The sequence below is a fragment of the Bradyrhizobium sp. LTSP849 genome, from assembly GCF_000938255.1.
Taxonomy (GTDB): Bacteria; Pseudomonadota; Alphaproteobacteria; order Rhizobiales; family Xanthobacteraceae; genus Bradyrhizobium.
In genome coordinates this window covers 49,250-64,249 of the sequence record NZ_JYMR01000013.1, presented here as the reverse complement: position 1 = coordinate 64,249, position 15,000 = coordinate 49,250, and the positions used below count along the sequence as shown (strand labels likewise).

Sequence of the window (15,000 nt, the reverse complement as noted above, 5' to 3'; positions counted from 1 at the left end):
CTCGTTTGAAAAAACAGCGAAGGAGCGATGGCCCTCGCCCTTTGTACAACACGGGCCCAAGGAGGAGACGTCAATGTCGAGATCGTTGAGAGCGTTCGGCCTTGCGATGGGCGCGGTGGCGCTCACCTGTCTGCCGGCCGCGGCGCAAACCAAGGTCACCAATGAAGGCATCTCGGCGGGCGAGATCGTCATCGGCACCCATCAGGATCTGTCGGGTCCGATCAAGGTCTGGGGCGTGCCGGTCTCCAACGGCATGAAGATGGCGGTCGAGGAGATCAACGCCGCCGGCGGCATCCAGGGGCGCAAGATCAGGATGATCCTGGAAGACAACGGCTACGATCCGAAGAAGGGCGTGCTGGCCTCGCAGAAGATGGTCGAGCGCGACAAGATCTTTGTGATGATCGGCTCGATGGGATCGGCGCCGACGCTTGCCGCGCAGGACATCCTGTTCGAAGCCGGTGTGCTCCAGCTGTTTCCGCTCACGGCCGCCGAGTTCACCTTCAAGTTCGATCCGGCCAAGCCGCAGGAGCGGCTGAAGTTCAACAACCTGCTGCCCTACGTCGAGAGCACGCGCGCAGCGCTGAAATACATGATCGAGTGGAAGGGCTTCCAGAAGCCCTGCATCATGCATCAGGACGACGAGTACGGAAAGAACGTGCTGGACGGCTTCAATCAGCAATTGGTTGCGATGAAGGTGCAGCCGGCCTCGGTGACGAGCTACAAGCGCGGCGCCTCCGATTTCAGTGCGCAGGTCGCCAAGATGAAGTCCGACGGCTGCGACCTCGTCGTGCTCGGCACCGTGATCCGCGAGACCATTGGCGCGATGACGGAAGCGAAGAAGCTCGGCTGGGACGTCACCTTCCTCGGCGCCACCCCGACCAACGTCCTGGAAGTGCCGACGCTGGGCAAGGAGGCGGTCGAAGGGCTCTATGCGGCGTCGGGCTTCGAGATTCCCTATGAGGACACCGCCAAGGGCAAGGTCCACGACTGGCTCATCAACTACAAGAAGATGTTCGGCACCGACGCCAATACGCAGGCCATCATCGGCTACAACGCGGTGACGACATTCGCGTTCTATGCGGACAAGGCGGGCAAGGATTTGACCGGACAGAAGATGCTGGATTCGTTGGAGTCGGGCGAAAAATTCCTCGACATCTTCAACTCGCCGCCGACGAAGTTCTCCAAGACCGACCACCTCGCCAACACCATCACCCAGGTGCAGCAGGTCAAAGGCGGCCGCTGGGTGCTGGTGAAGGACAATCTGATGTTTTGATCTCTCGCCGCACGAGCAGTGCACCCTCGCCCCTTGTGGGAGAGGGTGGCTCGTCGCGCAGCGACGAGACGGGTGAGGGGTCTCTATCCTCACGAACGGTCTTACGAGTGGAGAGCACCCCTCATCCGGCGCTTCGCGCCACCTTCTCCCGCAAGGGGAGAAGGAAGAAAGAGGCTACGATCCCCCGCCCGACGTGCCCGAGCTCACCGGCGCGAGCTCGTCCTCCCGGCATCGCCAGCCGTCATTGGCTTTGACGAAGGCGAAGGTCCGCTCGATCCTGAGCCGGCGCGTGACGTTGAAGGCGTCACCGGATCGCTCTCTGCCGCCGGTTGCCGGCTGCGGACGACCCGTCCTGAGATCCCAGCAGGTGCCGGTGCAGGTGGAGGCGACCTTGCTACAGGCGGTGAAGGGCGCCAGCACGACCATCTCGATCTCGCCGGTGACCTGCGCCTCCTGCTCACTGACCTGGCTGCCGAGCGCGTAGACGCGGTTGATGCGGACGAAATTGCCGCAGGAATTGGCCGCATGAATCCGCGCGGCGCAGAAGTCGACCGCGTCGGTGTCGGGCAATTTGGCCGCGACCTGGCGGCCGAACACTTTCTTCGGATCGCCCTTGGCGGTGGCGATCTCGTCGGTCCGGCGCTTCAGATAGTCGGCGAGACAGCCTTCCGCGGACTCAAGCTCGGCAAGCGGCACATTCTCCTTGCCGACCAGATTGCATTTGCGATCGCGCTCCCGGGTCCATCGTCCGTATTCGGCGTAGGCAAAGCGTGCCGCGGTCGGGTCCAGCTTGCCGATCAGGCCGAGCACCAGGCTGTTCAGCTCGGTCTCGGCAAGCGCCAGCGACGGGTCTGCGCAGATCAGCGCGCCGGCCGCGGTGTTGGCTGCGAGGCAGTCGAAATCGGCATCGCGCAGGATCGCGGCGCGCTCCTCGGTCACCTTGAGCAGGCAGGCCTTGATCTGGTCGACGTCGTCATAGCGGATCGCGGCCTGGCCGATGATTCCGCAGCCGAGGCTGCGCTGCCGGATCCAGATCGCATTCTCCTCGATCGCGGGCAGGCGATCGGGCAGGCGGGCAAGCCGCGCCTCGATCGCCGCGCTCAGCTTCTCGGCGGCAGTGCCAAGCTCGGCATCGCTGCAGAACATTTGGTTGGCGGGGTCGCGGTTCTGCTGGCAATTGTTCTTGGCAAACAGCGGCAGCTTGTCGGCGATGGAGCGGTCGGGCGTGGCGGATTGGGCGGAAGCCAGTGCCGCAGGCCAAGCCAGCAGCGCAAGCACAGACAGCACGATCAACCGCATTCCAGTCGTCCCCAGCATGGTTGGAGCCATGCTAGCAGTTTCAGACGGCATGAAGGAATGGACTTGTGGCGGTGCGGTTTATGTGAGGGCCGTAGCCCGGATGGAGCGGAGCGCAATCCGGGACTCGTGCAAGACGCGAGAGACCCCGGATTTCGCTGCGCTCCATCCGGGCTACAAGGCTAGAAGATAATTCAGCGCATCTCCGCCGTGACCAGCGACAGGCGCGGGCTGTCCAGCCCGGAGAACTGCACGGGCTCCCCGACATATTTCAGCACGGCGGACTGGTAGAGCACGAACAACGGCTGGTAGCCGCGCGCGTTCTCATCCTCGACCATCGCCATGCGGCGGTTGTCAAGCATCAGCCAGTGGCCGTCGAGCTTTGCTGCGACGACCGCATGCTCTTCGCCGGTGGGAGCGTCGCGAACCACCACGAGGCGGAGGTCGTCGGTCGCGACGCCTGCGAGCCGCAGCGCGGCCAGCTTGGCGATGGCGTAATCCTCGCAGTCACCGGCGCCGCGCTGGAAGGTCGCAAGCGGCGAGCTCCAGACGTCGTCGGCACCGTCATTGGCGGCGCGGATGGCGAGATTGATGGCGCGGTTGGTCTCGCCCAGCCGTGCGCGGCCGTCGCGGGTGCGGGCCTGGTCGACAATGGCGAGCAGCTTGATCGCCGCCGGCGACGCGCAATTGTCGCGGTCGCCGTCGCACAGCGCGAGCTGCACCATGTCGTCGTCGAGCTTGTCCTTCAGCGCGAACCATTTCTGCCGCAGGCTGCCGGTCGAAATGGCGAAGGCGAACACGCCGAACGGCTCGGCGGATTTGCGCACGAGGATGCCGGGTCCCGGCGACAGCAGCGTGCCGGCACGAAGATCGGCGGCCGATCCGAACAGGATCAATCCGCACAGAACAACGATTGCGCGCCAGGCGCGCCTGTGAGTAGCGGTCTCCATCTGACATCCCCTTCCGGCTTCGCCAGGTCCCCCTCGACCTGTACGTGCCGGGCTTTGTTGCTTTCGCGGAGATAGTGCGAGACGGGCCGTTTTGTTCTGCTTAACGCGCCCGGCAGGGGTCCCAAAACCGCGGAGCAGGCTGAAGCGGCGGTCCTCAAGTTTCGTAAAATTTTACGAATTAGGGACTAGGAGTGCCCCGGCCGCCGCGAAATGGAACCAATTGCAGGCAGAAGTTGTGGGAACGCCGATTCTACGGCTTATGGCTAATGACCCGCTATTTCGCGGGTTCTGTTAGTTGGGTCACAGATTTAGCTCCGTATTTGCCGCAGTATGTTGCGGGGCACTACGAAGAAAAGATGACACAAGTATCCGCCGTCGGATTTTTACATCCGAATACAAGGGGTGGCAGGAAATGCGCTCAAATAAGCGAAGCTCTACTTGCAAAAATTTTAAGAATTACTTTGGTGTCGCTTCAGGCATAGTGGTCGGCACGCATGCCCATGGCCTAGTGATGCGAAATCACACAAGCAATAGATGGTTTCACTAAGGACTTGGTAATGATATGCAAGCTTAGGCGCTCGATACTTATTTAAATATTAACCCTTTTACGGTGCCCGGTTGAATTACGCTGGCAAATTTGACGCCGCGCTCTCTTTGGACGGCCAGGGCTTCCGCTCGCCTGGCCATGACCATGTCGATTCCTTTACCGCCAAGGGGCACGGACACGTGCCTGACGGCGCGGTCGTTGTTCCCGACCCCAACCTGATCTTCAACGGCGAGTTCAAACGCACAGGCAGCGACCTCGTGCTGTCTCATGACGGTCATGAGTTCGTCGTTCACGATTATTTCAGGGGCGACAAGCGTGCGGCGATCGCTTCGCCCGATGGCGCCCACCTGACCGGCGACATCGTCAACGCGCTTACGGGGCACGTTGAATATGCGCAGGCCGGGCCCGGCGCGTCCGCGGCACAGGTCATCGGCCACGTCACCAAGCTTGCCGGCAGTGCGACCGCGGTCCGCAACGGCGTCTCGATCATTTTGAACAATGGCGACAATGTCGAGAAGGGCGACGTGGTCTCGACCGGCGGCGACTCGACGCTCGGCATCACCTTCATCGACGGCACCGTGTTCGGCCTGTCCTCCAACGCGCGGATGGTGCTGAACGATATGGTCTACGACCCCAACGGGTCGAACAATTCCTCGCTGCTCAGCCTGGTCGCGGGCACCATCACCTTCGTCGCCGGCGAGACCGCCAAGCACGGCGACATGAAGGTCGACACGCCGGTCGCCACCATGGGCATCCGCGGCACGGCGGTGCTGAGCCAGATCAATTTCGTTGTGCCCGCCGGCGGCGGCGATCCGCAGCCGCAGGCGAGCTTCCAGGTGCTGGTCGAGCCGAACGGCACCACCGGCTCCTACATCCTGTTCGACAAGACGACCCTGCTGCCGATCGCGACGGTCAACCAGGCCGGCCAGATGATCCAGATCAGCGGCGGCAACGTCTCGATCTCAAATGCGCTGATGTCGCCGGACGTCCAGAAGCTGATCACGGATGTGTTCACGCTGAAGTTCACGGACAACGGCACCAACACCAAGCTGACCCAGAACTTCACCGACACGATCACGCAGAACGGCAACATCGTCTTCATCAAGACGGACACCGGCGCCACCGCGACCGCGACCTTTACCAACCAAAATCAGCCGGGAACGCAGGGGCCCGGCACTCCCCTGCAGTCCAGCGACCGCATTCCCGGCAAGCCGTTGGTGGAGAGCCTCGATCAAAGCGGCAGTGTCAAGACGGCGTTCGCGCTGACTGAGCGTGCGGACCAGACCGGCGACACTGTGGATTCCGACACGATCTCCGGCCAGATCACCTTCCTCGATCAAAATCTTGGCGACCGGCCGACGGCGCAGATCACTTTCACGTCCTTCACCTACCAGAGCGCCGGCCAGCAGGATGTCACCGCGGGATTGTCGGGCCTTCAGAAGGCCGATATCGCGGCGACCGAGATCGTCATCAATGTCGCTCCGGATTCCGGCAACACCAATCACGGCGTGGTGCACTGGACCTACAGCATTCCAGACCACGCCTTCGATTTTCTCGCGGCCGGCGAAACGTTGACGCTGACCTACACGATCCGTGTCGACAACAACTTCTCCGTCAACAATGAATTCGCCACCGAAACCTTCACCATCACCATCACCGGCACCAACGACAAGCCGGTGATCACCTCGAGCGTGCCGAATATTACCTTCTCGGGCGGCACCAGCGTGCCCGGCGGCCCGCTCACCAGCGATGTCCCGACCTCGGGCACGCTGACCTTCAAGGATGTCGACCTCACCGACACGCACGCGGTTTCGGTGAAGTTGACCAGCGCGACCTTGCCGGACGGCACGGTGCCCCCGGGCCCGCTCGCTGTGTTTGAAAGCGCGATGTCGGTCGCGATCGCGAATGGCGCCGACTCGACCGGCAGCGGCACCGGCACCATCAACTGGTCGCTGGCCGATCTGCCGGTCTACCTCGCCGACTTCATCCCTAGGGGCGAAGTGCTGACGCTGGTCTACACCGTGACGGTCAAGGACGAGCACGGTGCGACCTCGGACCAGACCATCACCGTCACGATCACGGGCACCGACGCGGCCGCGGTGGTGTGGATCGCGACGAACAAGGATGGTGCTCCGGCCGGCGGTTTCTGGAAGGACGCGGCGAACTGGGAAACTGGTACGGTCCCGACCATCACCGACGACGTCATCGTCATCACCGATCAGTTGCACGGCCTGACGCCGTCCTATCCGGTGACGATCGACGCGGCGGCCTACGCCAACTCGATCACGATGAATGATTTCGGCGGCCCGCCGCCGGAAGTGATCAACAAGAGTTCGCTGACGATCGCCGGCGCGCTCAACATGAGCGCGGACTCGATCTTCAACAACACCGCGACTGGTACGATGTCCGTCGGTGGCAAGGCCGAGATCCTGGACACGGCCGTGTTCACCAATGCCGGCTATCTGACGCTCGCGGGCGGCGGCGATTTCGCCAGCGGGACCTCGATCACCAATTCCGGTACTATCGAATTGTTTGGCGGCACGCTGAAAACGCTGGCCGAGATCCATAATGCCGGCGGTACGCTCAAGGCCGACGCCGGCACGACGCTGATTGTCGACACCGCGACGGTCGACGGCGGCACTGTCACCATTCTCGGTACGCTGAAGCTCGACGGCATCAGCCTGATCGAGAACGGCGCGCTGAACAATTCGGGCGTGGTCAACGTCGAGGGTGCGGTAGAGTTCGCGCACGAGACCGTCTCCAACACGTCCAGCGGCACGATCAAGGTGCTGGCAAATGGCTGGCTGACCGTCGACAAGGGCTCCAGCGTCGACAACAGAGGTGCGGTCACCGTCGATGCCAGCGGCAAGCTGACCGTCAATGGCGCAACGATCGATGGCGGAGCGATCACCATCCTCCCCGGAGCGCCGGTGTTCGATGGTGTTGCGGGCGACACCACCGACGGCACGATCATTGTGACGACCGGGCCAACTATCGGTACGGTTACGAACAACGGCGAGATCGATTTCACCGGCAATGCGGTGCTCAGTAGCGGCATCCTGAAGAACAACGGCGTCCTCAATGTCAGCGGCACCGGCAACGCGCTGGACAGCGAGACCGTCACCAATAGCTTGACCGGCACGATCGAGGTGCTGGCGAATGGCGCGCTGACGATTGACCTGGGATCGGTCGTCACCAACACCGGCAACCTCACGGTCGATGCGACCGGCAAGCTCACCGTCAACGGCGCCACCATCACCGGCGCCGGCACGGTCACCGACAACGGCGAGATCGACCTGACCGGCAACGCCGTGCTGAGCGGCGGCACGTTGAAGAACAACGCGACCTTCAAGGTTAGCGGCACCGGCAATGCGCTGGACAATGAGACGGTCACCAACGCCTCGACCGGCACGATCGAAGTACTGGCGAACGGCGCTCTGACGATCGACCAGGGGTCGACCGTCACCAATACCGGCAACGTCACGGTCGATGCGGCCGGCAAGCTGACCGTCAACGGCGCGACCATCAGCGGCGCGGGCACGGTCACCGACAACGGCGAGATCGACCTGACCGGCAATGCCGTGCTGAGCGGCGGCGCGCTGAAGAACAATGCTGTCTTCAAGGTCAGCGGCGCCGGCAACGCATTGGACAACGAAGCTGTTACCAATGCGAGCACTGGCACGATCGAAGTGCTGGCGAACGGCGCGCTGACGATTGATCAGGGTTCGGTCGTCACCAACACCGGCAATGTCACGGTCGATGCGACCGGCAAGCTGACGGTCAATGGCGCCACCGTCAGCGGCGCCGGAACGGTCACGGATAACGGCGAGATCGACCTGACCGGCACCGCGGTGCTGAGCGGCGGCACGCTGAAGAACAACGCTACCTTCAAGGTCAGCAGCACCGGCAACGCGCTGGACAATGAGACGGTCACCAACAGTTCGACCGGCACGATCGAAGTACTGGCGAACGGCGCTCTCACGATCGATCAAGGCTCGGTCGTCACCAATACGGGCAACGTCACGGTCGATGCCACTGGCAAGTTGACGGTCAACGGTTCCACGATCAGCGGCGCCGGCACGGTCACCGACAACGGCGAGATCGATTTGACCGGCAATGCCGTGCTGAGTGGCGGCACGCTGAAGAACAATGCTATCTTCAAGGTCAGCAGCACCGGTAACGCGCTGGACACCGAGACGGTCACCAACAGTTCGACCGGCACGATCGAAGTGCTGGCGAATGGCGCGCTGACGATCGACCAGGGCTCGGCCGTCACCAACACCGGCAACGTCACGGTCGATGCGACCGGCAAGCTGACCGTCAACGGCGCCACGATTAGCGGGGCCGGCACGGTCACCGATAATGGCGAGATTGACCTGACCGGCAACGCCGTGCTGAGCGGCGGGATCCTGAAGAATAACGCGGCCTTCAAGGTCAGCGGCAGCGGCAACGCGCTGGACGGCGAGACGATCACGAATGCGAGCACCGGCACGATCGAAGTGCTGGCGAACGGCGCGCTGACCATCGACCAGGGTTCGGTCGTCACCAATACGGGCAACGTCACGGTCGATGCCACTGGCAAGCTGACCGTCAACGGTGCGACCGTCACCGGCGCCGGCACGGTCACGGACAACGGCGAGATCGATTTGACCGGCAACGGCGTGCTGAGCGGCGGCACGCTGAAGAACAATGCGACCTTCAAGGTCAGCGGCACTGGCAATGCGCTCGACGGCGAGACCATCACCAATGCCGGCACCATCGAAGTGCTTGCCAATGGCGCGCTGGCCATCGATCAGGGCTCGACGGTCGATAATGCCAGCGGCAACGTCATTGTCGATGCCAACGCCGCGTTGACCCTGAACGGAGCCACGATCAGCGGCGGAGCCGTCAAGGGTGGCGGCAGCATCGATGTCGCCGGCGCCAGCAAGATCGATAGCGGCGCCACACTCAGTGTCGCTACAGTCACGGCCGACGCCAAGCTGACGCTGGACGGCGTCACCGTGTCCGGCACGGTCATCACGGACAATTCCAGCATCGAGCTCGACAATACCGTCAAGCTCCAGGGCGGCGCCAAGATCCAGGGCGCCTCCGCGGACGCCAAGGGTGCGATCACCAATACCGGCACGCTGGAGATCGCGGGCGCCGCGACACTGCTCAACGATGTCATCGCCAACACTGGTCACATCATCCAGGTCGACGACGGCAAAACGCTGACGTTGTCCGGCACCGAGATTACCGGCGGCACCATCAACAATTACAGCGGCGTGCTGGGCGGCACGATCGATGTCACCGGTGACAGCCAAATCGACGGCAATGCGACGCTGAACCAAGGCGCGATCACGGTCGAAAGCGACGTCACGCTGACGCTCGATGACGCGACGGTGTCGGCCAGCACCATCACCAATGGCGGCACCGTCCAGGTCGACGCCAGCAAGAAGCTGACGCTGGCCGGCTCGAAGCTGACCGGCGGCACGCTCTCCGTCTCCGGCACGCTGGACTCGTCCGGCACGACCACGATCACCGACGCCAACATCTCGAACACCTACCTGATCGAGGCGACCCTCGGCGGTCTGCTGGCGCTGGTGGCGACGACCTCGGCGACGGCGATCACGAATGACGGCGGCACGATCCAGGCCAACAACGCCGAGCTCGACATCAACGGCGAGGCTGTCACCAACACCGGTACGCTGGCTGCGATCAACGACGGTACGCTCAAGCTGATCTCGATGACGGTGGCCAACACCGACGGCGCGGTGTCAATCGAGTCCGGCTCGACGCTCGATCTCACCGGCGCGACCATCGACGGCGGCACGGTGACGATCTCGGGCACGCTGGAATCGACCGGCACGAGCGCCATCTCCGAAGCCGACATCACCAACACCGGCACGATCACGGTCACCAGCGGCACACTGACGATCGATCCCGCCGCGCTCCACACCATCACCAATCATAAGCTGATCCAGGCGAGCGGCGGCGAGCTCGACATTTCCAGCGAGCTGATCGTCAATACCGCGGATATCAAGGCGATCAACGGCGGCATCCTGAAGCTCACGACCCTCTCCGTCACCAACGACGGCGGAACGGTCACGGTCGACGGCACCTCGAAACTCTATCTGACCGCAGCCTCGATCAACGGCGGCAGCCTGAGCAATTCCGGCAATCTTTACGGGGTCTCCGGCTCCAACACGATCTCGGCCGCCGTCACCAACACCGGCACCATCGAGGCGCAGGCCGGCACGCTGAACCTCTCCGGCGGCCTGACCGGCGCCGGCTCGCTGATCATCGATGACAGCGCGACGCTGGAACTGGCCGGCGCGACGGCGCAGACCGTTACGTTTGCCGGCGGTGCTGACACGCTTCAGCTCGACAAGCTTGCTGGCCAGAGCTTTACGGGCACCATCACCGGCCAATCCTCGAAGGGCGGAACGTTCACCATCACGGGCGCAGCTGATGTCACGACATCAGGCGGCGACGCGCTCGACTTCACGGCGACCGGCGGCACGCTCGCCAAGGCCGCCGACGTCGTTCTCACGCCCACCGGCGCGCTGAAGGGCGCGGCCAATGGCATCGTCGTCACCCAGAACGGCACCGGCGACATCTCGCTGACGGCGACAAAGGACATCACGGGCCTTGCCGGCAACGGCATCACGCTGCGTGACAGTGCGACCGGCGCCGGCGATATCACGGTCTATGATCTCACCGGCAAGGCGACTGGCACCGGTGCGAATTCGGAAGGCATCCTCGTCGAGAATCTGAATGCCGCCAATGCCGGCGACATCTCGATCACCCAGCACGGCGGCGCCGTCGGCGGCGCATTTGGCATCGATGCGACCACCCAGGGCGACGGCAACGTCACCATCGACGCGGGCGGCACGATCACGGGGAGCTCGACCTACGGCATCCGCGCGCGCAGCTATGGCGCCGGCAATGAGACCGTCACCACCGAGGCCGGTAGCGTCCTCAATGCGGGCAGCTCCGGCATCGTCGCCGTCAATCGGGCGATCTCGCTCGACGCGACGAGTGACAGCACCATCACCGTCAACGCGCACGGGACCATCAATTCAGGCAGCAGCCTGAACCAGAGCGGCAATGCGCCTGCCGGCATCCAGGCCGGCTACACGGGCGCCACGAGCGGCACCAGCGCCAATACCGACGTCAACGGCACGGTTGTCGTCAACAACTACGCTGACATCACCGCCGCGGCGGGCTCCGGCATCGACGCCTACAATTACGGAAATGGCGACGTCACGGTGAACAGCTTCGCCGGTACGACGATTTCCGTCGCCGGCACCCAGAGCTACGGCATCGAGGCCTCCGCGCTGAGCGGCGGCACCGGCGACATCGCGGTCACGCTGGGCACGAATGTCACGATCTCGGGTGCAACGGCCTACGGCATCAAGGCCTACAGCATCGATGCTGGCGACATCAGCGTCACCGTGGTCAAGGGCGACAGCATCACGTCCGGCAGCTCCGGTATCGTGGCCGTCAATTACGCGACCGGGATCGGAAGCGGCCTGGACAGCACGATCTCCGTCAAGGTCAACGGCACGATTCATTCCGGTTCGACCGCCAACAACGACGGCACGACGCCGGGCGGGATCATCGCCGGCTACAAGCCGGGCGGCAACGCCACCTTCTCGAGCGCGGTCCATGGCGACGTCGAAGTCGACAGCGATGCCACGATCACCGCGGATGCGGGCTACGGCATCGAGGCGTTCACCTGGGGTGCCGGCGACGTTACGGTCACGACCGGTGAGACATCGTCGATCACCGCCGCGGGCACCGCGATCGGCGTCTTCGATCATGGCGGCGGCGATGTCAGTGTCACCAATGAAGGCTCCGCCACCGGCGCTGTTGGATTGTCCGCGCTTGCCACCGGCGCGGGCAACGTCACCATCGTCAACGACGGCGATCTCACCGGAACGAGCGCAACCGGAATCACCGTCACGCAAAACTCTGCGGGCGCGACCGGCTCGACGCACATCACCAACACCGGCACGGTCGTCGGCGCCGACGGCCACGCGGCGATCTACGTTCAAGAGAACGCGGTCGGCACCGCGCTGATCGACAATTCCGGCACGATCGGGCCGGACGCCGCGCATGTGACCTCGACGACCTACGCGATCTTCGAGACCGGCGGCGCCATCACCATCAACAACAGCGGCGACATCGACGGCAACATCTCGGTCGCCACCGCGACGTTCAACAATAAAGCTGACGGCACCTGGACGGTCTCCGGCACCAGCGTTTTCGGCAGCCTGTCCACCATCACAAACGACGGCGTCATCGATCTGCATGACGCCTCGATTTCCGGGGCCGGGCTGAGCATCGCCAATCACAGCGACATCGACAGCTGGGGTACGGCGTCGATCTCGGGCACCATCACCAATACCGGCGCCATCGAGGTCAATAGCGGGACCCTGACGCTGTTCGGTTCGCTGTCGGGCTCAGGTTCAGTCACGATCGATGCCGGCGCGACGCTCGATGTCAACGGCACGGTGGCGCAGACGATCACCTTCAATGGTGGCGGTGGCGAACTCGAGATCGACACCACGAGCTTCGGCGGGTCGGTTGCAGGCTTCGCCGCGACCGACAAGCTGGATCTGTCGACCATCAAGTTCGACGGCGGCACCTCGGCGACCTACGACTCTGAGACCGGCGATCTCGTCGTGAGCGATGCCTACGGTCACAGCATCTCGGTGAAGCTCACCGGCGAGGATTACACCAATGCGCATTTCGCCGGCAGCAGCGACGGTCACGGCGGTACGCTGATCACACTCAACGCCCATGACGATGCGCCTGCGTTCACCGCCGCCGAGACCTCGCAAAGCGCCGTCGTGGCGGAGCAGCCGGACCTTACCGGCGCCACGGCGACGATGGACCAGTCGACGCCTGCGAGCGGCACGATCCATTTCACCGACATCGACCTGACCGACCGGCCGACGGCGACGATCACCGACCACACCGTGACCGGGTTTGCTGCCGATGGCACCACGCCGCTGACGCTGACGCCGGACGAGATCACCACGCTGGAAAACGCGCTGTCGCTTCAGCAGACCGGCAACAACAACGGCACGGTCGGCTGGAGCTATTCGATCGCCGACAGTGCGCTGGATTTCCTGGGCGAGAACCAGACCGTGACGGTGGTGTCCACCATCACGATCTGCGACGATCACCACAAGACCGACACGGCCGAGGTCACCGTCACGATCACGGGCAAGAACGACGCGCCGGCGATCACGACCGGGACGAGCGACACCGCCAGCGCGAACCTGACCGAGACCAACGCAGGGCTGAGCAAGACCGGCACGCTGACCGTGTCCGATGCCGACGCCACCGATCACGTGACGGTGGCGCTCGATCACGTCTCCATCTCTCTCGACGGCGTCTTGCAGACCGACGGGATCGATGGCTTGTCGAATGCGGACCTGTTGAACTATCTGACCGTGCAGTCCGGCGACATCCTCAACGGCACCGCCACCCACGGCCAGTTCTCGTGGGACTTCAATTCGGGCGAGCAGCCCTTCGACTTCCTCGCCGCCGGCCACACGCTGTCGCTGCAATACACCATCGCGCCCAACGACGGTCACACGACCGGCACAGGCGAGACCGTCACCATCAATATCGCCGGCAGCAACGACGCGCCGACGCTCGACAACGCGACGCTGGGCTCCGTCGCCGGCAACGACAGCAATCCGGCCGGCGACACCGTCAGCCATCTCTTCGCCGACAAGTTCCACGACGTCGACGATGGCGCGAGCTTCCATGCCATCGCGGTGGCTTCGGACGCTGCCACGGCCACCGAAGGTGTCTGGCAATACGAAGTTGCCGGCACCCATCAGTGGGTCGATATCGGATCGGTCAGCGACACGAATGCGCTGGTGCTGGACACCGACACGCAAATCCGCTTCGTGCCGGCCGACGGCTTTACGGGTACGCCGGATCCGCTCGGCGTCCATGCCCTCGACAACACCTATACCGGCGCCGTCACGGCTTCCGGATCGCCGGCGACGATCGACATCACGGCCATGAGCCCCGATGGGACGGCCCCGGTGTCGGCCAACGCCGCCACGATCAGCACCAGCGTTTCGGCTCCCGCCGCGCCCGCCGGCGGGCCCGTGATCGACACCACCCATTTCTACGTCTCGCATGATCGTGAGCTCGGCACCGACACCATCACCAATCTCTCGGTCACCGATACCGACTCCGGCGCGTCGACGGATGAATTTACCGTCACGGCGTCGACCGCGCATGCGCCGGGCAGCAGCGTCGATCTGTCACCGACATCCGGCTCGCTCGACGACATCAACACGGCCTTCGAGAACGGCGTCACCTACAGTTCCGGCGAAACGCCGCCGGACACCGACCAGATCACTCTGACGGTGACGGACAAGACCACCGGCGCTTACGATACCGTCAACTTCATCTTCAACGAGAATGGCAATACCGAGAACGGCATCACCCTGACCGGCACCAGCGGCAAGGACGTCATTTTCTCGGCCAGTACGAATGACACGCTGACCGGCGGCGGCGGCCTGGATCAATTCGTGTTTTCGCCGGACGGGAGCGGGACTAACGCCGCCCACACCGTCAGCGATTTCGCAACGGGCGACAAAATCGACCTGCGGCAGTTCTCGGATGTCAGCTCCATCAACAATCTCACCATCACCCAGCAGTCCGGCGATACGCTGGTCACGTGGCAGCAGCAGGTCGGCGTCGGCGAGGGCTCGGTGACCGAGCATGAGCAGTTGTTGCTGAAGAGCGTGACCGCCACGCTCAAGGCCAGCGATTTCATCTTCCACATCACCTGATGCCGCGTGGCGCTGGCGAGCGGCTGGCCTCCCGGCGATCGGCGGGCATCTTGACCGTGGCAAAAAATCGGTAATCCTTCGCCTGAGGAATAGCCATTCGCGCGCCGGCGCTCCATGATCGGT

General features: G+C 63.7%; 4 protein-coding genes. 2 read left to right on the top strand and 2 right to left on the bottom strand.

The window, feature by feature from the left end:
- Positions 1 to 73: 73 nt before the first annotated feature.
- Positions 74 to 1,273, top strand: a complete 1,200-nt coding sequence (locus UB31_RS11255) for an ABC transporter substrate-binding protein (protein WP_045005596.1) — start codon at positions 74 to 76, stop codon at positions 1,271 to 1,273.
- Between the two features lie 174 nt (positions 1,274 to 1,447).
- On the opposite strand, the gene UB31_RS11250 is transcribed toward UB31_RS11255, so the two are convergent.
- Together UB31_RS11250 and UB31_RS11245 are read right to left on the bottom strand one after the other, a co-directional pair.
- Positions 1,448 to 2,572, bottom strand: a complete 1,125-nt coding sequence (locus UB31_RS11250; RefSeq protein ID WP_045010942.1) for a lysozyme inhibitor LprI family protein — start codon at positions 2,570 to 2,572, stop codon at positions 1,448 to 1,450.
- Positions 2,573 to 2,763: 191 nt separating this feature from the next.
- Positions 2,764 to 3,519 (bottom strand): transglutaminase-like cysteine peptidase, encoded by a 756-nt coding sequence (locus UB31_RS11245; protein WP_045010941.1) that lies wholly within the window; start codon positions 3,517 to 3,519, stop codon positions 2,764 to 2,766.
- Positions 3,520 to 4,137: 618 nt separating this feature from the next.
- Here UB31_RS11245 and UB31_RS11240 point away from each other — a divergent pair.
- Complete coding sequence (locus UB31_RS11240) at positions 4,138 to 14,877, top strand: beta strand repeat-containing protein (RefSeq protein WP_050044761.1); 10,740 nt, start codon at positions 4,138 to 4,140, stop codon at positions 14,875 to 14,877.
- The last annotated feature ends 123 nt before the right edge of the window (positions 14,878 to 15,000 follow it).

Bases quoted from the DNA above. Each gene is read 5' to 3' on its own strand.
- UB31_RS11255 (WP_045005596.1), top strand. From the start codon at position 74: ATGTCGAGATCGTTGAGAGCGTTCGGCCTTGCGATGGGCGCGGTGGCG.
- UB31_RS11250 (WP_045010942.1), bottom strand. From the start codon at position 2,572: ATGCGGTTGATCGTGCTGTCTGTGCTTGCGCTGCTGGCTTGGCCTGCG.
- UB31_RS11245 (WP_045010941.1), bottom strand. From the start codon at position 3,519: ATGGAGACCGCTACTCACAGGCGCGCCTGGCGCGCAATCGTTGTTCTG.